At 67.0% G+C, this 24,167-nt stretch carries 17 protein-coding genes; 9 read left to right on the top strand and 8 right to left on the bottom strand.

Features of this window, described 5'->3' with window-relative positions; all coding sequences use genetic code 11:
* Positions 1–237 precede the first annotated feature (237 nt).
* Positions 238–1,440 (top strand): dephospho-CoA kinase, encoded by a 1,203-nt coding sequence (gene coaE / locus ACIBK2_RS36805; protein WP_396974354.1) that lies wholly within the window; start codon positions 238–240, stop codon positions 1,438–1,440.
* A gap of 29 nt (positions 1,441–1,469) precedes the next feature.
* Here the strand turns inward: coaE and ACIBK2_RS36800 are convergent, their stop codons facing one another.
* Together ACIBK2_RS36800 and ACIBK2_RS36795 are read right to left on the bottom strand one after the other, a co-directional pair.
* Positions 1,470–1,994 carry a DUF402 domain-containing protein gene (locus ACIBK2_RS36800; RefSeq protein ID WP_396974353.1) on the bottom strand — a complete coding sequence of 175 codons (525 nt, stop codon included), beginning with the start codon at positions 1,992–1,994 and terminating at the stop codon, positions 1,470–1,472.
* 47 nt (positions 1,995–2,041) lie between these two features.
* A complete protein-coding gene (locus ACIBK2_RS36795) occupies positions 2,042–2,686 on the bottom strand; it encodes a DUF402 domain-containing protein (protein ID WP_379289485.1) in 645 nt (214 codons plus the stop codon).
* A 371-nt stretch (positions 2,687–3,057) separates the two neighbouring features.
* On the opposite strand from ACIBK2_RS36795, the gene uvrB reads away from it, so the two are divergent.
* Positions 3,058–5,250 (top strand): excinuclease ABC subunit UvrB, encoded by a 2,193-nt coding sequence (uvrB, locus tag ACIBK2_RS36790; RefSeq protein WP_396974351.1) that lies wholly within the window; start codon positions 3,058–3,060, stop codon positions 5,248–5,250.
* A gap of 179 nt (positions 5,251–5,429) precedes the next feature.
* Here uvrB and ACIBK2_RS36785 read toward each other — a convergent pair whose 3' ends face one another.
* Positions 5,430–5,900 carry a VOC family protein gene (locus ACIBK2_RS36785; RefSeq protein ID WP_396974350.1) on the bottom strand — a complete coding sequence of 157 codons (471 nt, stop codon included), beginning with the start codon at positions 5,898–5,900 and terminating at the stop codon, positions 5,430–5,432.
* Positions 5,901–5,973: 73 nt separating this feature from the next.
* Here ACIBK2_RS36785 and ACIBK2_RS36780 point away from each other — a divergent pair, with 73 nt between their 5' ends.
* The 3 genes from ACIBK2_RS36780 (at position 5,974) to ACIBK2_RS36770 (ending at position 8,325) form a co-directional block, all read left to right on the top strand.
* Positions 5,974–6,864: a DUF6597 domain-containing transcriptional factor gene (locus ACIBK2_RS36780; RefSeq protein ID WP_396974349.1), complete on the top strand. Its 891-nt coding sequence runs from the start codon at positions 5,974–5,976 to the stop codon at positions 6,862–6,864.
* A gap of 111 nt (positions 6,865–6,975) precedes the next feature.
* A complete protein-coding gene (locus tag ACIBK2_RS36775; protein ID WP_396974348.1) occupies positions 6,976–7,389 on the top strand; it encodes a DoxX family membrane protein in 414 nt (137 codons plus the stop codon).
* Positions 7,390–7,872: 483 nt separating this feature from the next.
* The gene (locus tag ACIBK2_RS36770; protein ID WP_396974347.1) at positions 7,873–8,325 is read left to right on the top strand and encodes a universal stress protein; all 453 of its coding nucleotides are present in this window, start codon (positions 7,873–7,875) and stop codon (positions 8,323–8,325) included.
* A gap of 133 nt (positions 8,326–8,458) precedes the next feature.
* On the opposite strand, the gene ACIBK2_RS36765 is transcribed toward ACIBK2_RS36770, so the two are convergent.
* The 3 genes from ACIBK2_RS36765 to ACIBK2_RS36755 form a co-directional block, all read right to left on the bottom strand.
* Entirely contained in the window at positions 8,459–10,699 is a 2,241-nt protein-coding gene (locus ACIBK2_RS36765) for a HelD family protein (protein WP_396974593.1), read from the bottom strand.
* A 484-nt stretch (positions 10,700–11,183) separates the two neighbouring features.
* Complete coding sequence (locus tag ACIBK2_RS36760; protein WP_396974345.1) at positions 11,184–12,521, bottom strand: diguanylate cyclase domain-containing protein; 1,338 nt, start codon at positions 12,519–12,521, stop codon at positions 11,184–11,186.
* 427 nt (positions 12,522–12,948) lie between these two features.
* Entirely contained in the window at positions 12,949–14,670 is a 1,722-nt protein-coding gene (locus ACIBK2_RS36755; RefSeq protein WP_396974591.1) for a GAF domain-containing sensor histidine kinase, read from the bottom strand.
* 145 nt (positions 14,671–14,815) lie between these two features.
* Between ACIBK2_RS36755 and ACIBK2_RS36750 the strand changes: the two genes are divergently transcribed.
* Positions 14,816–15,589 (top strand): sigma 54 modulation/S30EA ribosomal C-terminal domain-containing protein, encoded by a 774-nt coding sequence (locus ACIBK2_RS36750; RefSeq protein ID WP_396974344.1) that lies wholly within the window; start codon positions 14,816–14,818, stop codon positions 15,587–15,589.
* A gap of 6 nt (positions 15,590–15,595) precedes the next feature.
* Here the strand turns inward: ACIBK2_RS36750 and ACIBK2_RS36745 are convergent, their stop codons facing one another.
* Together ACIBK2_RS36745 and ACIBK2_RS36740 are read right to left on the bottom strand one after the other, a co-directional pair.
* A complete protein-coding gene (locus ACIBK2_RS36745) occupies positions 15,596–16,795 on the bottom strand; it encodes a GAF domain-containing sensor histidine kinase (RefSeq protein WP_396974343.1) in 1,200 nt (399 codons plus the stop codon).
* 8 nt (positions 16,796–16,803) lie between these two features.
* Positions 16,804–17,439, bottom strand: coding sequence for a response regulator (locus tag ACIBK2_RS36740; RefSeq protein ID WP_379289500.1), 636 nt, complete (start codon positions 17,437–17,439; stop codon positions 16,804–16,806).
* A gap of 328 nt (positions 17,440–17,767) precedes the next feature.
* Here ACIBK2_RS36740 and ACIBK2_RS36735 point away from each other — a divergent pair, with 328 nt between their 5' ends.
* From ACIBK2_RS36735 to uvrA, 3 genes are all read left to right on the top strand, one after another.
* On the top strand, positions 17,768–18,817 hold the full coding sequence (locus ACIBK2_RS36735) for a glycosyltransferase family 4 protein (protein WP_396974340.1): 1,050 nt from the start codon (positions 17,768–17,770) through the stop codon (positions 18,815–18,817).
* Between the two features lie 28 nt (positions 18,818–18,845).
* On the top strand, positions 18,846–20,951 hold the full coding sequence (locus tag ACIBK2_RS36730) for a glycogen debranching N-terminal domain-containing protein (RefSeq protein ID WP_396974339.1): 2,106 nt from the start codon (positions 18,846–18,848) through the stop codon (positions 20,949–20,951).
* A 157-nt stretch (positions 20,952–21,108) separates the two neighbouring features.
* Positions 21,109–24,144 (top strand): excinuclease ABC subunit UvrA, encoded by a 3,036-nt coding sequence (gene uvrA / locus ACIBK2_RS36725; RefSeq protein ID WP_396974337.1) that lies wholly within the window; start codon positions 21,109–21,111, stop codon positions 24,142–24,144.
* The last annotated feature ends 23 nt before the right edge of the window (positions 24,145–24,167 follow it).

The following is a 24,167-nucleotide window of genomic DNA, read 5'->3' as shown; positions in this document are numbered from 1 at the left end:
TTGCCCCGGCGTGTCGGAAAGTTGTCGCCGACCTACCCGGTCCGGCCGGAATTGTTGCGAATTGGTCTCGGGCTCGTCACGGATCGGGCAATTACGGCGGCGGTAGGTGGAAACCACGGCCCGGATGGGTAATCGGGCTGATTGTGTCGCGGTAGTCGAACGTCGGTCCTTGCGTCACCCGTCGAGGGGTGGTGGGCGGCGAGCCCGCCGTCGGGCGTGGGATGCGAGACTGGTCGAATGTTGCGGATCGGCCTCACCGGAGGCATGGGAGCGGGCAAGTCCACCGTGGCGCGGATCCTCGCCGACCTCGGTGCGGTGATCGTCGATTCCGACGTGATCGCCAGGGAGGTCGTCGCGCCAGGTACCGAGGGCCTCGCGGCGCTCGTCGCGGCGTTCGGCACCGAGATCCTGGCGGCCGACGGCAGCCTGGATCGACCGGCCTTGGCGGCCAAGGCCTTTGCCGATGACGAATCCAGGGCGACCTTGAATTCGATTACCCACCCGTTGGTCGGTAAACGCACCGCCGAACTCATTGCCGCGGCGCCGGGCGATGCCATTGTCGTGCAAGATATTCCATTGCTGGTCGAGAATGGTCTCGCGCCATTGATGAACTTGGTAATTGTCGTCGATGTCGATGCGGAAATTCGGCTGCGCCGGCTTGTCGAATTCCGTGGCGTTGCCGAAGCCGATGCGCGGGCCCGAATTGCCGCGCAGGCCACCGATGAGCAGCGGCGCGCGGTTGCCGATGTGTTGCTCGACAACAGTGGGGAGCCTGGAGCAATCGAGGGCGTGGTGCAGCAGTTGTGGCAGGAGCGGCTGGTGCCGTTCGAGCACAACCTGCGCACGGCGACGCCCGCGCGTCGGAAGGAGATACGGGTCGTGCCCGCCAACCCGGAGTGGGCTGTGCAAGCGCAGCGGCTCATCGCGCGGCTGTGGGTGGCGTGCGGCGCGTCCGCGTCGCGGATAGATCACATCGGATCGACTGCGGTGCCGGATCTTCCGGCCAAGGATGTGATCGATCTGCAGATCACCGTCGCCGACCTCGCCGCCGCCGACGGACTGCGAGATGCGTTGGGCGCAGCGGGTTTTCCGGTTCGTCCGGCGGTCACCGAGGATTGCCCGCGGCCGACTCCGCAGGATCCGGCGGGCACGGATGTCGCTGTGTGGACCAAACGTTTTCACCAGAACGCCGACCCTGGTCGCCTCGCCAATGTGCATGTGCGCGTGGATGGTTCGCCAGGGCAGGAGTACGCGCTGCTGTTCCGTGATTGGCTGCGCGCCGATGCTGACGCCCGAGCCGAATACCTCGAGGTGAAGCGCGCGGCAGAGGCGAAGGCGGCCGGGCTGACCGGCGCGGAGGAGACCACCGCGTACCTGGATGTCAAGGAACCGTGGTTCTCCGCCGCGTACCCTCGCATGCTCGCTTGGCGGGATCGCTAGCAGCGCAACGGCTTTGCCTCAGCCTCCCACTACTTCCAGGTCAGCGTGATACCGCGCGTCTCGAGCCACCCTTCGAGGCGGTAGTCGTTGGCGGCGATGCCGTCGATGGTGCTGGTCGCGGTCTCGATGGCGGCCTGGGCCTGGACGGCGGTGAGCAGGCCGGCCGCGTGCGCGGCGAGCAGCTCGTCGACGTCGAGCAGGTCGGTGCCGCGACCGGTACGCACGATGATGTCCAGATAGTGGTCCACCGACTTCCACCGTTCGGGCGCTACCTGACCGAACTCGCCGAGGTCGAGGTAGAAGTCCTGGTCCCGCTGGTGCTCGGGGTGGTAGTGGAAGACGGAGGCGCGCAGCGCCAAGTCGGGCAGTAGCCACGATTCGATGTAGTGGAACTGTTCATGGTCGGAGGTGCGCGCCATGTACAGGCCCCACGGCTCCACGTGGTACTGCTCGACCGGCCGCACGAATCCTTTCGGATCCGTGTTCGTCAGGTCCGCGAGGTCGAAGTACTCGACCTTGGGCCGATGCACGTCAACGGATGGTGCCTGGGTCATGCATTCAGAATCTACCGCCGCGACGCCGGAGTCGAGTGGCCTCGCGGTTACATCCAGGTGAGCGTGATGCCCTGGGTGGCGAGCCAGTCCTCGACGCAGTGGTCGTTGGCGGCGAGTCCGTCCAGGGCCGCGGTCGCGCACTCGAAGGCCCGATGCGCCTGCGCTGTGTCCACCAATCCGGCCGCGTGGGCGGCCAGTAGGTCGTCGACGCCGAGCAGTTCGACGTGATGACCGCGATGCACCTCGATGTCGAGGTAGTGGTCGACGGCCTTCCAGCGTTTCGGCGCGACCTGGGTGAACTCGCCGATATCGAGGTGGAAGTCGTGGTCGACGTGATGCGCCGGGTTCCGGCGGGCGCACGTCACCCGCAGCGAGAGTTCGGGCAGCAGCCAGGACTCCAGGTAGTGATGGTGCGGTACGGGCACGATGCGCGCCATATATACGCCCCACGGTTCGTGGTGGTAGCGCTCGACCTGGCGGACGAAGCCCTTGCTGTCGGTGCTGGTGTGCTCGGCCAGGTTGAAGAACTCGACGTGTGGCCGGTGCGGGGGATGGCCGGGCGGTAACGCGGTGTTCGGCGGGGCGGCGGCGTTGTTGTTGAGGCCTGGTACCGCCGCACGGATGTGTCGGGCGATACTTCCAGTGAAGCCGGTGGTCGGCACGGTATTGAGCAATGGAATCAGACCTCTCATGGCTCTAGTCCTTCGCCACATCCGAACTTTGTTGTCCGAACAACCAAGCCAGAGTACACCCGGGAAATGGTGATCGGGCGGATTGACGCGATATGTTTTTGGCTACGAAATGTGTTGGTGCATGGGACATTTCGGACACATAACGGTGCCTGAGAGTGAAACGGTATTGTCCCGGTAAAGCCTGGTATTGCTCCGGTAAAACTTACTCGTCAGAGGTTTATCCCGCCTGGGAATGGGGGACGGTCGATGGCGGTTTTATCACCGGGGCGCGGCGGGTGACACCCGGCCGAGGCCCACATGCCTGGGTCCGCGGCAGCCACCGCCCGCACGACCGCTGAAATCTGTCGGTGGCTGGGCTTAGGCTGGTGAGCATGGCATTCGCAACCGAGATTCCGACGGAAGGCTACGAGGAGAGGGTCGCGGGCGAGACCCCGCTGGCGCACTCCGAGCATCGGCCTGTCGGCGAGATCGAGCGCAGTGACGCGCGCTTCCAGGTGGTCAGCGAGCACGTGCCCGCCGGTGACCAGCCGGCCGCGATCGAGGAGCTGGAACGCCGGATCAAGGCGGGGGAGCGCGACGTGGTGCTGCTCGGCGCCACCGGCACCGGCAAGTCGGCCACCACCGCATGGCTCATCGAGCGGCTGCAGCGCCCCACGCTGGTGATGGCGCCGAACAAGACCCTCGCCGCGCAGCTGGCCAACGAGCTGCGCGAGATGCTGCCGAACAACGCCGTCGAATACTTCGTCTCGTACTACGACTACTACCAACCCGAGGCGTACATCGCGCAGACCGACACCTACATCGAGAAGGACAGCTCGATCAATGACGATGTCGAGCGGCTGCGGCACTCGGCGACGTCGAGCCTGCTGTCCCGGCGCGATGTGGTGGTGGTCGCGTCGGTGTCGTGCATCTACGGCCTCGGCACCCCGCAGTCCTACCTCGATCGGTCGGTGCAGCTCGAGGTCGGCGGCGAGGTCGACCGCGACGCGCTGCTACGGCTGCTGGTCGACGTGCAGTACACCCGCAACGACATGGCGTTCACCCGCGGCTCGTTCCGGGTGCGCGGCGACACCGTCGAGATCATCCCGTCCTACGAGGAACTCGCGATTCGCATCGAGTTCTTCGGCGACGAGATCGAGGCGCTGTATTACCTGCACCCGCTCACCGGCGATGTGGTTCGCCAGGTGGACGTGCTGCGCATTTTCCCGGCCACCCACTACGTGGCCGGCCCGGACCGGATGGAGCGCGCGGTGCGCGACATCGAGGCCGAACTGGAAGTGCGGCTGGCCGAGCTGGAGCGGCAGGGCAAGCTGCTCGAGGCCCAGCGGCTGCGCATGCGGACCCAGTACGACCTGGAGATGATCCGTCAGGTCGGGTTCTGCTCCGGCATCGAGAACTACTCGCGGCACATCGACGGCCGCCCGGCCGGGTCGGCGCCCGCGACGCTGCTCGACTACTTCCCCGACGACTTCCTGCTCGTCATCGACGAGTCGCACGTGACGGTGCCGCAGATCGGCGGCATGTATGAGGGCGACATGTCGCGCAAGCGCAACCTGGTCGAATTCGGGTTCCGGCTGCCGTCCGCGGTGGACAACCGGCCGCTCACCTGGGAGGAGTTCGCCGACCGGATCGGCCAGGCGGTGTACCTGTCGGCCACGCCGGGTCCCTACGAACTGGGCCAGGTCGGCGGCGAGGTGGTCGAGCAGGTCATCCGCCCGACCGGCCTGGTCGATCCGAAGGTGGTGGTCAAGCCGACCAAGGGCCAGATCGACGATCTGGTGCACGAGATCCGGCAGCGCACCGAGAAGGACGAGCGGGTGCTGGTCACCACGCTGACCAAGAAGATGTCGGAGGACCTCACCGACTATCTGCTCGGGCTCGGCCTGCGGGTGCGGTATCTGCATTCGGAGATCGACACGCTGCGCCGAATCGAACTGCTGCGGCAGTTGCGACTCGGCGAGTACGACGTGCTGGTCGGCATCAACCTGCTGCGCGAGGGTCTCGACCTGCCCGAGGTGTCGCTGGTCGCGATCCTCGACGCGGACAAGGAAGGCTTCCTGCGCAGCAGCACCAGCCTGATCCAGACCATCGGCCGCGCGGCGCGCAACGTGTCCGGCGAGGTGCACATGTACGCCGACAAGATCACCGACTCGATGCGGCACGCCATCGACGAGACCGATCGCCGCCGAGCCAAGCAGGTCGCCTACAACACGGAGAAGGGCATCGACCCGCAACCGTTGCGCAAGAAGATCGCCGACATCCTCGACCAGGTGTATCTGGAGGCCGACGACACCGAGGTCGCGGTCGGCGGTTCCGGCCGTAACTCCAGCCGCGGCCGCCGCGCCCAGGGCGAACCGGGCCGCGCGGTCAGCGCGGGCGTCTACGAGGGCCGCGACATCAAGTCGATGCCGCGCGCCGAACTCGCGGACCTGGTCAAGGAACTCACCGCGCAGATGATGAACGCGGCCCGCGAGCTCCAGTTCGAGCTCGCAGGCCGACTGCGCGACGAGATCGCCGATCTCAAGAAGGAACTGCGCGGCATGGACGCCGCCGGATTGAGTTGAGTACCGCGGGTGCGCCGCCTAGGCCGGAGGGCCAGCGGCGCGAGCCGCCCGACGGGGCTGGGGCGAGCTGCGGGCCTGCGGTATTCGAGCACCCTCTCTGGGCATCCGCACCCCGACTTGCCGTGCGACACACCGTGTCTGGCGCGGCAAAGGGTGCGGCTGTCCTCGAGTTGCCCGCGTCAGCTCTGGGTGGCCATCCATTCGTTGACGCGGCGCTCGGCTTCCTCGCGGGAGACGTTCTCGACCTTGGTCATGACGGCCCAGCGGTGGCCGAACGGATCGATCATGACGCCGAAACGGTCACCGGTGACGAAGGTTTGGGGTTCTTCGGCACTGCGGGCGCCGTGTTCGAGGGCACGCTTGATGACGCCGTCGACGTCGGGGCAGTAGTGCACGATCGAGGTGTGCACCCACTCGCCGTTCGGGGCGAGCACGTTGTTGTCCGGTATGGGCATGCCCAACTGCAAGGTGGAGTCGCCGATCTTCAGTTCGGCGTGCGCGGGCTGGCCGTCCGGCAGATCGTTGCGGGTGATCACCTCGGCGCCGAGCACCGCGGTGTAGAAGTCGATGGCCTTGTTGCCGTCGTCGACCGCGAGGAAACAGGTGATGGAGTGGTAGCCCTCGGCAATGGGATTCACGGTGTTTGTCATGACATCAATCCTGGTCGGCCGCGCGCTGTTGGTCTTGTAAGAACGCGACACGGTGCTCGGCGGGAGCGAAACCATGCCCGGCAGCACTGATTCCGCGCCACTGCCCCGGAACCCGGCGGCCCCCGCGGACACCACCGGCATCCTGCACCCCGACGAACAGGCCAAGTACCGCACGCTGGCCCGGCTGCCCGCCGGCCCCGCCGTGGACCGATTCGTCGAGTGGTACTGGTCGGTGCGATGGGACCTGCGCGGCAGACCGCCCTACCGGGCCGAGGTGCTCTCTTATCCGAGCGTGAACGTCACGTTCGAGCGATCCGCAAGCCGCACAGGCGGTTTCGTCAACGGCGTGTGCACCACCAAATTCATCCGCGAACTCAGCGATAAAGGCGAGGTATTCGGCCTGCGTTTCCGTGCGGGCGGCTTCGGCGCCTTCACCGGACTCGACGTCGGCTCCTTCCGCGACACCGTCGTCGAACTGACCGACGTCATGCCCGACGCACAGGGCTTGGCCGACCGCGTCCTCGCCGCGCCCACCGACGAACAACGCCGCGCCATCCTCGAGGACTTCCTCGCCGCCCGTCCCGCCGCCGACGATCCGACCTATCGCCTGGTGCTGCGCATCATCGACGCGATGGCCCAGGACCAGGACCTGACCAGGGTCGACCAGATCACCGACCGATTCGACATACCGACCCGCACCTTGCAGCGCATGTTCCGCCGCTACGTCGGCGCGGGCCCGAAATGGGTGCTGCGCCGCTACCGTCTGCAGGACGGCGCCGAACTGCTCGCCCGCGGTCGCACCGAAGATCTCGCCACGTTGGCCGCGGAACTGGGATACTTCGATCAGGCGCACTTCTCGCGGGAGTTCACCGCGGAAGTCGGAATGGCTCCACTGGAATACGCCAAGAATTCGCTACGCTCGCGCAACGAGGTCACGGCAAAGGTCATGCCGACCAGGTCGTAGTTGCTGGGCCGACCGTTTTCGACCATTCGACCGCGGGCCCCGGGGCATAGCTCCCGTGGCACTTAGTTGAATGTTGCACTACCTACTGTCTGCCGATTGAGGGAGCTGGACATGGATGTTGTGGTGTTGATCGGACGGGTGTTGTTCTCGGTGTTGTTCCTGAGCTCCGCGCTAGGGCACTTCATGCAGACCGAAGCGATGACGGGCTATACGGCGAGCAAGGGTGTGCCGATGGCGAAGCTGTCGGTGCTCGGTTCGGGAGCCCTGTTCGGTCTCGGTGGGCTGAGCGTGTTGCTCGGCGTGTGGGCCGATCTCGGGTCGGTGCTGCTCGCGGTGCTGCTTGTGGTGACCGCGGTAATGATGCATCAGTTCTGGAAGGAGACGGATCCGCAGGCGCGGCAGGCCGACATGATCAACTTCAACAAGAATCTGGCGCTCGCCGGTGCGTCGTTGATGCTGTTCGCGTTCTTCGCCCACGACAGCTGCCTCGGATTGACCATCACCGGACCGCTTTTCAACCTCTGACCCCGCTTGCCGCGCTAATATTGCGCGTCCTTTTTACTGCAGGGAGAGGAAGGCATGGACATCATCGGAGCGATTCTCGGCTTATTCTGGGCGAACTACCAACAGTGGCCGTAACGGCACGGTAGTCCCAGGCTCCAGCGGCCCGTCCCGGTGCGTGATCTGCGCGCCGCGGCGGGCCGATGTCTGTTCGATCCCCGCTGGTATGTGACGAATATCCCAGGGGGACAAGACCGTTCATCGCCATTGTGCTTGATCACAGTTTGCCGGCCAGGCAATTGTGTCTGCCCAGCTTGCTCATGCCCTTCCCGCATTTCCTGGCGAACATGTGGCGCCAATGCCAGGACACCGGCAATGTGATGTGCTGCGATTTCTGATATTTCCGGTCTGTTTGCCGCTAGGGTCGACGCAAGTCGCTGCGCCGGGGCACGTCTTGGTATGCACCCGGACGTAGGCATCCTGACACCCGCACAGTTGGAGGAGAGAATGACCGCCTACCGGACCATTGTTGTCGGTACTGATGGCTCGGACTCGTCGTATGTCGCCGTCGAGAAGGCCGCTGCGCTGGCTGGAGTGTCCGACGCGACCCTGGTCATCGCGTGTGCTTACTACCCGACCGACGATCGCGACGTGGCCGCCGCCGCGGACGTGCTCAAGGAAGAGGCCTACCAGGTGCGCGGGTCCGCCCCCACCAACGAGATCCTGCGCACCGCGCGGGACAAGGCCGTCGCCGCGGGCGCGAAGAACATCGTCGAGCGCGCCGTCGTCGGCGAGCCGGTCGAGTCGCTGCTCACGCTGACCAAGGACGTCGACGCCGACCTGCTCGTCGTCGGTAACCGCGGACTGAACACCCTCACCGGCCGCCTGCTCGGCTCCGTCCCCTCGGACGTCGCCCGCAAGTCCCGCTCGGACGTCCTGATCGTGCACACCACCCGCTAGCCATCCCACCCGACCGAAGGCCCCCTTCGGCCCGGCAGACAGACCAAAGGCGCCCTTCAGTCGAGTGAACAGTCTCGACCGAAGGGCGCCTTTGGTCTGTATGGCCGACTGAAGGGGGCCTTCGGTCGGGCGGTTAGGCCAGTGAGGTCAGGACGTCGGGCAGGTCTTCGCTGTGGACTACGCCTAGGCGCTGGGTCGCGCGAGTCAGTGCGACGTACAGGTCGTTGAGGCCGCGTGGGGATTCGTCCAGGATCGCTTGTGGCTCGACCAGATACACGGCGTCGAACTCCAGACCCTTCACGTCGTGCACGGTCAGTACGCGCACCGATTCATCGGCCAGCTCGGTCAACTCCTCGACCAACGTGTGCGGCGCGATCACCGCGGTGGTGCCTGGCCCGGTCTCCTCGGCGACCAGTTTCGCGACTTGGTCGCGGACTTCGCTTGCGGTGACCCGGTATCCGCGCGGCGGGTTGCCGCTGTCGCGGACCGAGCGTGGTGCGGACGCGGCAGGATCGATCGCGGCGAGCACGTCTGCCGCGACATCCATGATCTCGGCCGGGGTCCGGTAGTTCACGGTCAGCTCGGTGAGCTTCCACCGTTTGGCCACATACGGTTCCAGCACCCGCTGCCAGGACGACGCGCCCGCCGGGTCGCCGGTCTGCGCGACGTCGCCGACCACGGTGATCCAGCGATTCGGGATGCGCCGCATCACCATTCGCCACGCCATCTCCGACAGTTCCTGCGCCTCGTCCACGATGACGTGCCCGTAGGTCCAGGTGCGGTCGCCCGCCGCGCGCTCGGCGGTGGTCTGGCTGGCGCGCACGTTCTGGCGTTCGGCGAGCTGGCTCGCGTCGATCAGGTCGTAGGCCATCAGGATTTCCGGGTCGAGCTCGTCTTCGAGATCCTGTGGGGCGGAACCGGTCAGGATGTCCAGCGCGTCCTGCGCCTCGGCCAGCTGGGCCCGCCAGCGGCGCCGGGAGCGTTCGCGTTCCTCGGTGTCGTCCACGCCGAGCAGTTCGGCCAGCTCATCGAGCAGCGGGGCGTCGGCGGCGCTGAACTCGCCGTCGTCCGGTCGCACCAGTTCCGCGCGATCCTCGGCCGACAGGGTGCCTGCGACGCGGTCGAGTCGCTTGGGGTCGGCCAGCAGGTCGGCGAGCACGTCCTGCGGCGACAGCAGCGGCCACAGCTTGCCGATGGCCTGCTGGATCTCCTGATCGGCCCGCATCTCGTCACGGATCTCGGCAATGTCGGTGCGGCTGAGCAGGCTTGGCCCACCGGACAGGTCCGAGCCCATGGTCTCGGCGAGCTGTTCGGTGAGTGCGTCGATGACCGCGCTGGTGAAGATCGGCTTGGCCAAGTTGTGCGGGCGCCGCGAGGAACGGGCCCGGCCGCGCGCCCGCGTGGCGATCTTGCGATCCAAGGTCACTTGGTAGCCGTCGAAGCTGAGCCGGACCGGTTCGGCAGGCACCTCCTGCCGGTCCCGCACCGCCTGCTTGAGCACCTCCAGGATGTCGAGCGAGCCCTTGATCTCGCCCGCCCGCAACGAGTCCTCACGGGTCGCCTTCACGCCCGGATACAGGTCGCCGATGGTGGACAGCAGCACGCCGGTCTCACCGAGTGAGGGAAGCACCTGGCCGATGTAGTCGAGGAAGGTGGCGTTGGGCCCGATGATCAGCACGCCGCTCTTGGCCAGCTGCTGGCGGAAGGTGTAGAGCAGGTAGGCGGCGCGGTGCAGCGCGACGGCGGTCTTGCCGGTACCCGGCCCGCCCTGCACCACCAGCACGCTCTTGTGCTCCGAGCGGATGATCGCGTCCTGCTCGTGCTGGATGGTCTCGACGATGTCGTTCATGTGGCCGGTGCGTGCGGCGTTCAACGCGGCCAGCAGCGCGCTTTCGGCACCGACCCCGCCGTCGTCGTCGGTCGCGCCGGCCTGGCGTGCGGCATCCAGGTCGAGGTATTCGTCGTTGATCGCGGTGACGTTGCGGTTGCGCGAACGGATGTGCCTGCGCCGGGTCACGCCGTCGGGTGCCGCGGTGGTGGCGAGGTAGAACGGGCGGGCCATCGGGGCGCGCCAGTCCAGCAGCAGCGTCTCGTAATCGTCCTTCTCGTCGAGGATGCCGAGCCTGCCGATATAGCGGTACTCGTCGGCCAGATCGATCCGGCCGAAACACAGACCGTGTTCTGCCGCATCGTATTTGGCGAGGTCCTCGTTGTAGAGCTGGCTGAACGACTCGCGTTCGCTGCGGGCCTGCGGCGTGCCACCGGATTCCAGCAGCACGGTGCGTAAGCGGTTGCGGGCGTAGTCGCGCATCTCGTCGAGCCGGTCATACAGCACCGACAGGTATTTCTGTTCCTGTTCGGTCTCGCGGGTCAGCTCGGGCGCGCCGTCGTGCGGGAGCGCAGCGAGCGAACCATCGGCACTGCGCCCATCGGGAACGGCAGTGCCGAGCGGCAGCTCGGCGCTGCTGTGCGGGAGCGCAGCGAGCGAACCATCGGCACAGCGCCCATCGGGAACGGCAGCGCCGAGCGGCAGCTCGGCGCTGCCGTGAGCGGCACGGTCCTGAGTGAGGTCGGGCAAACTGAACTCCTTCACCGCGATGAGCCGAGCGAACGGTACACACGCATGGCAATAGGCACGCGAACGTTCGGAAAACAAGGTTGTCGAGTCTACTGCGATTGCGGCGGAGTCGCCGTATCCGCAGGTGTACCCGGTGTCGCGTCGCTTGCCACGGGGCGTTGGGCGCGACGGTTACCGACTCGGCGACCGTGGACATGTCATAGAAGTGGTGTAACAGCTTCGGGCACCGCAGGTATTCCGGCGACCCGCGAAGTTCTTCGAGAATCATCGATCGGACCCGTCAGGACGCGTGGGTGCTGTTCGGCCTGCGTACCGAGCCGGCCGCACTCTCACGATGCCCGGACGGCTTGGCCCGGTACATCGCCAGGTCCGCGTCGTGCAGCACGGCCTCGGGGGTGCGGCGGTCGTTGACGTTGAGCGGGGTGACGCCGATCGAGGCGTTCACCTCGATCCGGTGCCCGCGCGCGATGATCGGCTCGGCCATCGTCGAGCGCAGCCGGGCCACCAGCGCGTCGAGGTCCACCCGCCGGGTGCCGCCGGACAGCAGCACCAGGAATTCGTCGCCGCCGAGCCTGCCGACGATGTCGTCGCTGCGCAGCGCGCGCTGCAACCGCTGCGCGACGATCTGCAGCACCGTGTCGCCGATGGCGTGCCCGAGCGTGTCGTTGATCGCCTTGAACCCGTCCAGGTCGATGAACAGCACCGTCGACACCGGCAGGTTCTCGCTGGTGGCCAGCGCGCCGGCCAGCTGGGACAGGATCAGCGAACGATTCGCCAGCCCGGTCAGCGAGTCGTGCGTGGCCTGGTACTCCAATTGCCGCCTGCTGGCCCGGAATTCGGTGATGTCGGCGAACGAGGACACCGCGGACGAGCGGCGGTCGCCGGGATTGAGCAGCCTGCTGCTGCCCGACAGCCAGCGCCGCTGCCCGTCGGCCCGGTCGACGCCGAAGACATAGTCGGTGATGGTCTCGCCGGTCGCCAGCGTGCGGGCGATCGGATGGCGGGTCGCTGCCAGCGGCTGCGCGTTCGCGTCGAGCAGGGTGAGCGGCAGCGACTGGATCGTTTTGCCGATGAGCTCGTCGTCGCTGCCGAAGATGCGCATGGCCGCCGGGTTGGCCGACTCGATGCGGCCCTCCGGATCGATCACCACCACACCTTCCTCCAACTGCGAGACGACCGTGGTGAAGTGCTGCTCGGCTCGCTGCTGCGCGGCCTCGGCGAGGCGCTGGGCGGTGAGGTCGTGGATGACCACCTGGTAGGCGAGGTGCTCGTGCCAGGGGGTGAGCACCGACACGATCTCCACCGGCATCTGTACGCCGTTGGCCCGGACCAGGGTGATCTCGGTCGGCTCGGTGGCGGCCCCGTTGGTGGTCAGCAGGCTGATCCCGGCCAGCATCCCTGGCACCGAGCTCGGATGGACGAACTGGGTGAGTGGTTTACCGACCACGTCGTCGACGCTGTCGGCGGCCAGCAGCCGCACGGTGGCGGGATTGACGTAGACGACGATGCCGCGCTCGTGCACGCAGATGGCGTCGGGCGTGTGCTCGACCAGAGAACGGTAGCGCTCAGCTAGCTGCTCGGCCGCTTCGACCGCGGCGGCTGCCTTGTCCTCGCTCACCTCTAACCCCCGATCATCGACCCGATTCCGGCCAGTGGAGCATGGGATTATTCTCGTATCGACGGGCACGCGACTACAGTCTCGACGCTATTGCCTCGATCACAGTTCAGGCGCTTGATCGGACAGTGTCTGGTGATCATTACAGAACCGGTGTCCAGGAATTGTCTCGCTGACCACGGTTCGGCCGAAGAGTTGGTGCGGGAGCGCGGTGGTGCCCGGAGCCGAACCGAACAAGAGGCGTCATCAAGATCATATGACGTTGGCCGGGATCGGTGCCGTCATCGCGTATGGCCACCCGCTGTGACATTGCCTGTTCGGCGGAAAGCCGACCGTCTCGGCGTTGCGGTGGCGGCCAGCGAACCGCTCGATGTTGTTGCCCGGCTCGAGCGGACGGTTGGCGGTCAGGGCCGGTCGACAGAATCCGTCCTCACGGCAGCGGCACCGACCAGCACAACCGGGTGCCCGGCATGGCGTCGCCCGCTTCGGTCGTGTTCCCGGCTGTCCCGATGACGAAGTGCCCGTCCGCCTTCTCCGCGCGCTGCTCCAGATTCCGTAGTCCGCTGCGTACCACGTGATTCGGGATGCCCCAGCCGTTGTCGGTCACCACGATCGTCAGATCGTCGTCGACGCTGATCTCCACCGCGACCGTGTCCGCCCCGGAATGCCGGACCGCGTTGCTGACCGCCTCGCGCACAACGGCTTCCGCGTGATCGGCCAGCTCGGCCTCCAGCACCGACAGCGGGCCCGACACCGAAAAGGTGGACCGCAGTGTGGATTCGGCGGTCTGCTGGCGGATCGCGTGCTCGATCCGCTGCTGCAGCGGGTTATCGTTGCCGCCGTGCAGGTCGAAGATCGAGGTCCTGATCTCCTGCACCACCTCCTGCAGGTCGTTGACCACGGTGGAAAGGCGTTGCCGCACTTCGGGAACGGTGGCCTTGGCGACCGCACCCTGCAGCGTGATGCCGACGGCGAACAGCCGCTGGATGACGTGGTCGTGCAGGTCTCTGGCGATCCGATCGCGGTCGGCGATGATGTCGATGTCGCGCATCCGCTGCTGTGCGTCGGCGAGCTGCATGGCCAGCGCCGCCTGGTCGGTGAACGCGGCGGTCAGCTCGACCAGCTCGTCGGAATACGGGGCGTCGCCGACTTCGCGCACGGTGGTCAGCACGCCGAGCGTGGTGTCCGGCGTGCACAGCGGCAGGATCAGCAGCGGTCCGGCGTCGGGGAGCGCGAGGCCGAGGTTGACCGAGGCCGCGTCGTCGAAGCGCAGCGGGGTGCGGCGGGTGAAGGCCTCGCCGAGCGCGGTGCCCTCGGTGTGCACCGGCTTGCCCTCGTAGCCTTCGCCGGGCCCGCACCAGGTGGTGACCGCGAGCGCGGTCGGCTCGCCGTCGTCGTCGGGCCCGGTGAGGAACGATTGGTGTGAGCCGGTCAGCGTGCGCGCGTGCTCGACCACATGCGCGAGCACGCTGGCGGACTGGTTGCCCGCCAGCAGTTCGGTGGCGATGTCGCGGGTCGCCGCGATCCACGCCTGCCTGGTGCGCGCCGATTCGTAGAGCCTGGCGTTGTCCACCGCGATGCCCGCCGCGGCCGCGAGCGCCTGGACCAGCACGTCGTCATCGTCGGTGAACGGTTGCCCGCCCGCCTTTTCGGTGAGGTAGAGGCTGCCGAACACTTCGCCGCGGATACGCACCGGCACCCCGAGAAACGTGTGCATCGGCGGATGATGTGGTGGAAGTCCAACGGAGGCAGGGTGATTGGTGAGTTCATCGAGCCGAAGCGGTTTCGACTGGTGGAACACCACGCCGAGCACGCCGTGGCCCTCGGGTAATCGTCCGATGGCAGTGCGGGTTTCGTCGTCGAAGCCCTCGTCGATGAACTGCACCACCTGCTGATCGTGGCCGCGCACCGCGAGCGCGCCGTAGCGGGCGTCGACCAGGTTGATCGCGGTGCGCACGATGGTGCGCAGGGTGTCGTCCAGGTCGAGGCCCGAGGTGACGGCCAGCATCGCCTCGACCAAACCGTCCATTCGGTCCCGGGAATCGAGAATGAGCTCGACGCGTTCCTTGACCTCGCTGAGCAATTCACGCAGGCGCAGTTGCGACAGGGTGTCGCGCACGGAATAGGGGTCGTTGCCGTGATCGTCGGTCATATCGGCTTCCCCTTGTGGTGGGCGCGCGAACTGCGCCTTGTCCCAGTCTAGTTCGACCTTCGGGGACTTTCGGCCCTGTTCGCCACCGCGTTGCGATGGTGACATGGGGCTACGGGATCTGAATATCGAAGGCAGGGCGTGTCACATGAAGTCGTCGGGGCTGTTGCATTCTTCGTCACCACAACACTGGCTCACCGCAAGTGATCTCGATCTAGCCGTCACCACCTTCGGTGCGGTGCCGGATGTGGACGTGACGAGGGCGGTCCGGGCGATCGGCCGGGTGCTACGCCGTCACCACCTCGACGCGGCGACCAGGGTGCGCGTCACCGCGCCCGACGATGCGGGCGAAGCGACGGTGGTACAGGCCAACATTCGGTGTCGCGATATCGCCACCCGGGTGCAGGTGACCGGGCCGGGCGGGTTCGCGGTGACCTTCGCCGCCGAACGGCTCGACCGGCAGCTGGCCCGGCTGCAGACGACCCAGTCCCGGGACTGGCCCGATCCGGCCCGCCCGCCGCTGGCCCAGGTCACCGAGCCGCGCCCGATCGTGCGGCGCAAGAAATGTGAGCTGCTCACCGGCACGCCCGCCGAGGCGACGGCGCTGATGGACGCGATGGACTACGACGCCTACCTGTTCACCGACAGCGACTCCGGCACCGAGGCCGTGGTGGCCTGGGGCGATCCGCTCGGCGTCCGGCTGTTCCGCCAGGATTCAGCGGTGAGCGGCCCGACGACGGTGAATTTGCTTCCGCTGACGGTGGATTCGACACCGGCGCCCGTCCTCGATGAGGAACAGGCCGCGCACGTGCTGTGCCGGCACGGCCTGCCGTTCCTGTTCTTCACCGACCCGGCCGGCGGCCGCGGCCGGCTGCTGTACCGCCGCTACGACGGCGATCTCAGCCTGGTCGAACCGGCATAACCGACCTCAGCTCAGCGGGACCGACCAGTGCACCCGCGTCCCACCGGACGCGGCGCGCTCGATGCTGCACCGGCCCTCCGATTCCGCTGCCCGCTGCGCGAGATTGGCCAGGCCGCTGGCGATTACGTCGTCCGGCACGCCTGACCCGTTGTCCTGCACCACGATGGTCAACTCGTCGGCCACGGTGATCTCTATCGTCACCGCGTCCCCGCCCGAGTGCCGCACCGCGTTGCTGACCGATTCGCGCACAACGGCTTCCGCGTGATCGGCCAGCGCGGGCCCGACCACCGACAGCGGCCCGTCGACGCGCAGCCGCGCCCGGATCGGCGTCGCCGCGGTCTGCTGCTGGACCGCGTCCTCCAGGCGTCGCCGCAGCGAGGCGCCCGCGCCGCCGTGCAGATCGAAGATCGTCGTCCTGATCTCGTGCACGATCTCCTGCAGCCGATCGATCTCATCCGAAAGTCGTTGCTGGACTTGCGGATCGTCGACCCGCGCGGCCATGCCCTGCAGGCCGAGGCCCACCGCGAAGACCCGCTGGATGACGTGGTCGTGCAGGTCGCGCGCGATCCGGTCGCGATCGGCGAGCACATCGAGTTCGCGTGCCCGGCGCTGCGCCTCGGCCAGCTGCATGGCCAGCGCGGCCTGATCGGTGAACGCCGCGGCGAGCGAGCCGAGTTCGTCGGAGTACGGCTCTGCGTCGGGCGCGCGCACCACGATCAGCACGCCGAGCACGATGCCCGCCGTCTGCAACGGCAGGATCAGCGCGGGTCCGGCCGACTCGAGCGGGGCACCGAGGTCGACGCCCCGTGCGTCGGCCAGATGCACGGTCGTGCGCTCGGCGAAGGCCTTGCCCGCGACGGTGTCGACAAGTCGCACGTGCTGTCCCTCGGCCGGTGCGACCGCCCTGGACCATTGCGCCACAACGAGTTCCGTGGCCTCCTCGGGTGGAATGCCGGGTTCGACGACCGCCAGGATCGCCTGCTCCGACCGGGTCAACGTGCGCGCGTGCTCGACCACCTGCGCGAGCACCCGATCCGGCTCGGTGCCCGCGAGGAACTCGGTGGCGATATCCCGGTTCGCGGCGATCCACGCCTGCCGGGTGCGGGCCCATTCATAGAGCCGCGCGTTGTCGACAGCGATGCGGGTCGCGGTGTCGACTACGGCACGCAACGTGTCGAACAAGGTGTGCGGCACGGCGTCGGTCATGTCGCGCGTCAGCGCTCGCCGAGCTTGCTGGCCAGCACCGCCGCCTGGGTGCGCCGTTCCATGCCGAGCTTGGCAAGCAGCCTCGACACGTAGTTCTTCACCGTCTTCTCCGCCAAGAACATTCGCGCCGCGATCTGCCGGTTGGTGAGTCCCTCGCCGAGTAGCGCGAGCAGCTTGCGCTCCTGCTCGGTGAGCCCGGCCAGCGGGCCGTCGTCGTCGGGCGCGCCGTCGCGCAGCCGGGCCCGCAGCGCTGCGGCGGCCCGGTTGTCCAGCAGTGAACGGCCCGCGCCGACTGCCTTGATCGCGGCGGCCAGCTCCATGCCCTTGATGTTCTTCACCACGTATCCGCTCGCCCCGGCCAGGATCGCGTCGAGCATCGCCTGCTCGTCGGTGTACGAAGTGAGAATCAGGCAGCGCAGTCCCTCCACCTCGGCGAGCAGGTCGCGGCACAGCTCGATGCCGTTGCCGTCGGGCAGCCGGACGTCGAGCACCGCGACATCGGGGCGCAGGATGGGAATTCGGGCCATCGCCTGCGCCACGTCACCCGCCTCGCCGATCACCGTCAGCTCGGGATCACCCTCCAGCAGATCGATCAGACCGCGCCGGACAATTTCGTGATCGTCGACCAGAAATACCTCGAGCACGTCGGCCTCCCTGTCGTCGTCTACCGGGACGAAAGCAGCGCCCGAAAGCCACGAGTAGATAACGAGGTTCCGGGTAAGCTTGCAATGAAGTCAACCAGAGGGGCCCTGGGCAGCGGAGCCATAAGGCTCATATGTACGTGGGAACTCGAGCGATGACATATTCAGCGACACTAGATTTCAGTGCGATCTTCGGATCGCCCCGCGCCTGTCCGGGCTGCGGATCCGATCTCTTCGACGAACTACCCGATGTCCTTGTGCGTTGCAGCGGCTGTGGCGCGCACTGGGGACCAGCAGCGGAAGGGTGTGGCGTCGAAGAACGCAGGCGCCCATGAGAATCGGGCAGATAGTCCCGCCATGGGTCCCGGTACCACCGCCCGCCTACGGCGGCACCGAAGCGGTGGTCGGCAATCTCTCGGTCGGTCTCGACCTACTCGGCCACGACGTGCACCTGTTCACGGTGGGCGATTCCACCTGCCCGGTGCGGCGGTATTCGCTGTACGAGCATCCGACCGTGCAGATCGGCGTCGGTGAGGCCGAGCTGATGCACGTGCTCGCGGCGTACGAGACGCTGGCCGATGTCGACATCATTCACGACCACACCTCGCTCGGCCCGTTCGTCGGCGCTACCCAGGACGGGCCACCGGTTGTCGTCACCAACCACGGGCCGTTCACGGAGATGCGCCAGGAACTCTTCCGTTCGATGGCGCGCCACGCCAGCATCGTTGCGATCTCCGAGGCGCAGCGCCGGATGGCGGGCAGCGTGCCGATCGCCGAGGTGATCCATCACGGTATCGACCTCGACGCGCACCGATTCGGCCCTGGCGGCGGCGGTTACCTGGTGTTCGTCGGCCGGATGAACGAGACGAAGGGCGTGCACCGCGCGGTGCAGATCGCCAGGCTGGCCCGGCGCAAGCTGCTTATGATCACCAAGATGCGCGAACCCGAGGAACAGCGCTACTACACTGAGCGGGTGCGTCCACTGATGGGCCCCGACGATCCCGAGCCGCGTGAGGAAGCCACTGCGCGCCGGGTCGAACTGGTGCGCCACGCCGACGCGTTGATCAATCCGATCGAGTGGCCGGAACCGTTCGGGCTCGTGATGGCCGAGGCTTTAGCTTGCGGCACACCGGTTCTCGCGTTCCCCAACGGTGCGGCACCGGAGATCGTCGAGCACGGCAAGACCGGATTCCTGTGCCGCGACGCCGACGAGATGGTGGACGCGCTCGATCAGGTGCACACCATCGATCGCCGCGACTGCCGGGCGGCGGCGGAGCAGCGGTTCGGCAGGCTGCGCATGGCGCGCGATCACGAGCGGTTGTATCGCCGCATCCTGGCCGACCGGACGACCCGGGTCATGGTGCCCACCACGGTGGCGTGAGTTTGCCGAGCGCCCTCGGGGCAGCGTAGTGACCCATCCGTGGGGTGACGGCTCGGACACGGAGGCGCCGACGGCGATCAATGCCGGGGTCACCTTGGTCGAGGGCTCGACCTTCTGCATCAGCGAGGTCAGCGGTGCGATCAGTCCGAATCGTGCGGCGGGCTTGTTCGTTCGCGATACCAGGGTGCTGTCGCATTGGCGGCTGACCGTCGACGGCAAGGAGCCGGAGCCGCTCACTGTGCGGTACGACGAGCCGTACAGTGCGACGTTGCTTGCTCGGACCGTGCCGCGGGCGGGCACTGCTGACAGCACTGCGCTGGTGATCGTCGGCAGGCATGTCGGGGACGGTATGCGCGAGGATCTAGTGGTGCGCAACCTTTCTGGTGCGCCGCTGGAGTGTGCGATTCGGTTGGAACTCGATGCCGATTTCGCTGATCTCTTCGAGGTCAAGGAAGGTCGCATCGGCCACGAGCACGAGGTGGTCACCTCGGCGCGTGCGATCGACGGCGCTATTCGGATCAGCCGGGCCGAGCTGGGCGTGGCGGTGACGGTCAGTGGTAGCGGAGCCAGTGCGACGGATCGTGAATTGTGCTGGGAGGTAACACTTCCCGGACGTGGTGAATGGTCGGCGTGCATCGAGTATCTGCCCGCGCTTGACGCCGATCCCGCTCCGCCGCGCTATCCCTGTGGCACACCGGTGAACCGCAGCGCGCCAGCGCAACGACTGCGCGAGTGGTATGCGAACTCGCCGACCGTGCACACCGAGGACGAGACCTTCGCGTCGGTGCTGCAACGCACGCTCACCGATCTCGGTGCGTTGCGCATCTTCGATCCAGACCATCCGGAACGTGCGGTGGTGGCCGCGGGCGCGCCCTGGTTCATGGCGCTGTTCGGGCGCGACTCGCTGCTCACCTCGTGGATGGTGTTGCCGCTGGACCGCAGGTTGGCGGTCGGCACGTTGCAGAGCCTGGCCGATCTGCAGGGGACGAAAGTGCATGCGGCGACCGAAGAACAGCCGGGCCGGATCCCGCACGAGGTGCGGTTCGGGCGTGCGGCGACGCTGCTGCTCGGCGGCGGCACCGCGTATTACGGCACCGCCGACGCGACTCCGCTGTTCGTGATGTTGCTCGGCGAGCTGTACCGCTGGGGATTGGATGCGCGGATCCGCGACGAGTTGCTGCCGCATGCGGATCGCGCGCTGGAGTGGATCGAACGCTACGGCGATCTGGACGGCGACGGTTTCGTCGAATATCACTGCGCCGCCGAGCACGGCCTGGCGAATCAGGGCTGGAAGGACTCCTGGGACGGAGTCAACTTCGCCGACGGCACGCTGCCCGAAGCGCCGATCGCCCTGGCCGAAGTGCAGGGCTACACCTACGCGGCGTATGTCGCACGCGCCACGCTCGCCGCGGGCACCGGCGATCACCCGGCCGCCGAACGCTGGCGCGCCAAGGCCGCACAGTTGAAAACCGCCTTCAACGAGGCATTCTGGCTGCCGGATCGCGGCTGGTTCGCGATCGGACTGGACCGGGACAAGCGCCCGATCGACGCGCTCACCTCGAATATCGGGCACTGCCTGTGGACCGGGATCATCGACGACGACAAGGCCGAGCGGGTCGCCGACCACCTGCTCTCGCCGGAGATGTTCAGCGGCTGGGGGATCCGCACGCTGGCCACGTCAATGGGCGCATACAACCCGGTCAGCTATCACAACGGTTCGGTCTGGCCGCACGACAACGCGATCTGCGCCGCGGGCCTGATGCGCTACGGGTTCACCGAACACGCGAATCAGGTGGTCGCGGCCGTGCTCGACGCCTCGACCCGCTTCGGCTACCGGCTGCCCGAACTCTTCTGCGGTTTCGACCGCGCCGAATTCGACATCCCCGTGCCCTATCCGACATCCTGTTCGCCGCAGGCGTGGGCCGCTGCCGCGCCGTTGCTGTTTTTGCGTACGCTGTTGAGACTGGAACCGAGTGTTCCGGAGGGGGTGCTGTCGGTCGCGCCGGTGGTCCCCGCTCGCTACCTGCCGTTGCGGGTCGGCGGGTTGCGTGTCGGCTCGGACGTGCTGTCGGTCACGGTGGACGCGGCGGGCTGGCAGGTCCGCGGTTTGTCCGGTGACCTGCGGCGGACCTAGCGTCGAACGCACCGCAATATCGCCGATGCGAGCGCTGTTGTAGCTGGTACGCCCCGGACGAGCCAAACTTGTCGGTGGGTGTGTTTAGCATGACGGCCGGATACGTCTGGACCCGTTTGTCGGTTCACCCGAACACGATCAAGAAGGGACTCACCTGGTGGCGGAACGCCTCACTGTGCGCGGAGCTCGGGAACACAACCTGAAGGGGGTCGACCTCGACCTGCCCCGCGACAGTCTCATCGTGTTCACCGGACTGTCGGGCTCCGGCAAGTCGAGTCTGGCGTTCGACACGATCTTCGCCGAGGGACAGCGGCGATACGTGGAGTCGCTGTCGGCGTACGCGCGGCAGTTCCTCGGGCAGATGGACAAGCCCGACGTCGATTTCATCGAGGGTCTCTCGCCCGCGGTGTCGATCGACCAGAAGTCGACCAACCGCAACCCGCGCTCGACCGTCGGCACCATCACCGAGGTGTACGACTACCTGCGCCTGCTGTACGCGCGGGCCGGCACGCCGCACTGCCCGGTGTGTAACGAGCTGATCGAGAAGCAGACGCCGCAGCAGATCGTCGATCAGGTGCTCGCCATGGAGGAGGGCATCAAGTTCCAGGTGCTCGCGCCGGTGGTGCGTACCCGCAAGGGCGAATTCGTCGATCTCTTCGACCAATTGAACAGCCAGGGTTACTCCCGGGTGCGGGTCGACGGCGTGGTGTATCCGCTGACCGATCCGCCGAAGCTGAAGAAGCAGGAGAAGCACGACGTCGAGGTGGTCGTCGACCGCCTGGCCGTCAAGACGAATTCCAAACAGCGCCTCACCGATTCGATCGAGACCGCGCTGCGGTTGGCCGACGGCATCGTGGTGCTGGACTTCGTCGACCGCGACGAGCACGCGCACGATCGGGAGCGCCGCTTCTCCGAGCGGCTGGCCTGCCCGAACGGGCACCCGCTCGACATCGAAGACCTGGAACCCCGGTCGTTCTCGTTCAACTCGCCCTACGGCGCCTGCCCGGACTGCTCCGGTCTCGGCATTCGCAAGGAGGTCGACCCGGACCTGGTGGTGCCCGACCCGGCGCTCAGCCTGAACGACGGCGCCATCGCGCCGTGGTCGCGCGGGCAGACCGCGGAGTACTTCACCAGGCTGCTGTCCGGGCTCGCCGAGTCCGTCGGTTTCTCGATGAAGACCCCGTGGGAAGACCTGCCGCTCAAGGCGCGCAAGGCCGTGCTCGAGGGCAGTTCCGACCAGGTGCACGTCTCCTACACCAACCGGTACGGCCGGAAGCGTTCGTACTACGCCGATTTCGAGGGCGTGATGCCGTTCCTGCAGCGGCGCATGGAGAGCACCGAGTCCGAGCAGATGAAGGAGCACTACGACGGGTACATGCGCGACGTGCCGTGCCCGGTCTGCAACGGTGCCCGGCTGCGTCCGGAGATCCTCGCGGTCACCATCAGCGCCGGCGGTGACAACAAGTCCATCGCCGAGGTCAGTGATCTGTCCATCGGGGAGTGCTCGAAGTTCCTGAACTCGTTGACGCTGGGGGAGCGCGAGGCCGCGATCGCCGGGCAGGTGCTCAAGGAGGTGCAGGCGCGGCTCGGGTTCTTGCTCGATGTCGGTCTGGAGTACCTGTCGCTCGGGCGGGCCGCGGCGACGCTGTCCGGCGGTGAGGCGCAGCGTATTCGGCTCGCCACCCAGATCGGTTCCGGGTTGGTCGGTGTTTTGTATGTGCTCGACGAACCGTCCATCGGCCTGCATCAGCGGGACAACCGGCGGCTCATCGAAACCCTCACCCGGCTGCGCAATCTCGGCAACACGCTGATCGTCGTCGAACACGACGAGGACACCATCCGCGCGTCGGACTGGGTGGTGGACATCGGCCCGCTGGCCGGCGAGCACGGTGGCCGGGTGGTGCACAGCGGTCCGTACCAGGAGCTGCTCACCGAGCCCGAATCACTCACCGGCGCTTACCTTTCCGGCCGAGAGCGGATCGAGCTGCCGCTGGTTCGCCGTCCGGTCAACAAGAAGCGGCTGCTCACGGTGGTCGGCGCGACCGAGCACAACCTGCGCGGTATCGACGTCGACTTCCCGCTGGGTGTGCTCACCGCGGTCACCGGCGTCTCCGGTTCCGGCAAGTCGACGCTGGTCAACGACATCCTGGCGACCGTGCTGGCGAACAAGCTCAACGGCGCGCGGCAGGTGCCGGGTAGGCACACCAGGATCAAGGGGCTCGACGACCTGGACAAGCTGGTTCAGGTGGATCAGTCGCCGATCGGCCGCACTCCGCGCTCGAACCCGGCCACCTACACCGGCGTGTTCGACAAGATCCGCACTCTGTTCGCGTCGACCACCGAGGCGAAGGTGCGCGGCTACCAGCCGGGCCGATTCTCCTTCAACGTCAAGGGCGGTCGCTGCGAGGCATGCTCCGGCGACGGCACGCTCAAGATCGAGATGAACTTCCTGCCCGACGTGTACGTCCCGTGCGAGGTCTGCCACGGCGCCCGCTACAACCGGGAAACCCTCGAGGTGCACTACAAGGGCAAGACCATCGCCGAGGTCCTCGACATGTCCATCGAGGAGGGCGCCGAGTTCTTCGAGCCGATCAGCTCGATCCACCGCTACCTCAAGACGCTGGTGGACGTTGGGCTCGGCTACGTGCGGCTCGGTCAGAGCGCGCCCACGTTGTCCGGCGGTGAAGCCCAGCGCGTCAAACTCTCCGCCGAACTCCAGAAACGCTCCACCGGCCGCACCGTCTACATCCTCGACGAGCCCACCACCGGCCTGCACTTCGAAGACATCCGCAAGCTCCTCAAGGTCATCAACGGCCTGGTCGACAAGGGCAACACGGTCATCGTCATCGAACACAACCTCGACGTCATCAAAACCGCCGACTGGGTCATCGACATGGGCCCCGAAGGCGGCTCCGGCGGCGGCATGGTCGTCGCCCAGGGCACCCCGGAAGACATTGTCGCCGTAGCCGAAAGCTACACCGGCCAGTTCCTCCGGGATGCACTGGAACAAGCGAGCGCACCTGCGTCCGCGAAGAAGTTACCTGCGAAGAAGGCATCGGCCACCAAGGCTCCTGCGAAGAAAGCACCTGCGAAGAAGGCCACCAAAGCCGCGGCCGACAAGCCGACCGAAGCGCAAGCCGCAGCAAAAACCGCCACGAAGCGTTTAGCCCGAAAGGCCGCAGCCCTGCGCTGATCACGCAGCAAGCGAACCGCTTC

This window comes from Nocardia sp. NPDC050175 (assembly GCF_044459885.1).
In the GTDB taxonomy this organism is placed as follows: domain Bacteria; phylum Actinomycetota; class Actinomycetes; order Mycobacteriales; family Mycobacteriaceae; genus Nocardia.
This window is presented reverse-complemented; position numbering and strand designations above follow the sequence as displayed.

Excerpts from the sequence above, each read along its gene's own strand:
- ACIBK2_RS36795 (WP_379289485.1), bottom strand. The coding sequence starts at position 2,686 with ATGAGAGGTCTGATTCCATTGCTCAATACCGTGCCGACCACCGGCTTC.
- ACIBK2_RS36770 (WP_396974347.1), top strand. The coding sequence starts at position 7,873 with ATGACCGCCTACCGGACCATTGTTGTCGGTACTGATGGCTCGGACTCG.
- ACIBK2_RS36800 (WP_396974353.1), bottom strand. The coding sequence starts at position 1,994 with ATGACCCAGGCACCATCCGTTGACGTGCATCGGCCCAAGGTCGAGTAC.
- ACIBK2_RS36735 (WP_396974340.1), top strand. The coding sequence starts at position 17,768 with ATGAGAATCGGGCAGATAGTCCCGCCATGGGTCCCGGTACCACCGCCC.
- ACIBK2_RS36780 (WP_396974349.1), top strand. The coding sequence starts at position 5,974 with ATGCCCGGCAGCACTGATTCCGCGCCACTGCCCCGGAACCCGGCGGCC.
- ACIBK2_RS36755 (WP_396974591.1), bottom strand. The coding sequence starts at position 14,670 with ATGACCGACGATCACGGCAACGACCCCTATTCCGTGCGCGACACCCTG.
- coaE (WP_396974354.1), top strand. The coding sequence starts at position 238 with ATGTTGCGGATCGGCCTCACCGGAGGCATGGGAGCGGGCAAGTCCACC.
- uvrB (WP_396974351.1), top strand. The coding sequence starts at position 3,058 with ATGGCATTCGCAACCGAGATTCCGACGGAAGGCTACGAGGAGAGGGTC.
- ACIBK2_RS36785 (WP_396974350.1), bottom strand. The coding sequence starts at position 5,900 with ATGACAAACACCGTGAATCCCATTGCCGAGGGCTACCACTCCATCACC.
- ACIBK2_RS36750 (WP_396974344.1), top strand. The coding sequence starts at position 14,816 with ATGAAGTCGTCGGGGCTGTTGCATTCTTCGTCACCACAACACTGGCTC.
- ACIBK2_RS36775 (WP_396974348.1), top strand. The coding sequence starts at position 6,976 with ATGGATGTTGTGGTGTTGATCGGACGGGTGTTGTTCTCGGTGTTGTTC.
- ACIBK2_RS36745 (WP_396974343.1), bottom strand. The coding sequence starts at position 16,795 with ATGACCGACGCCGTGCCGCACACCTTGTTCGACACGTTGCGTGCCGTA.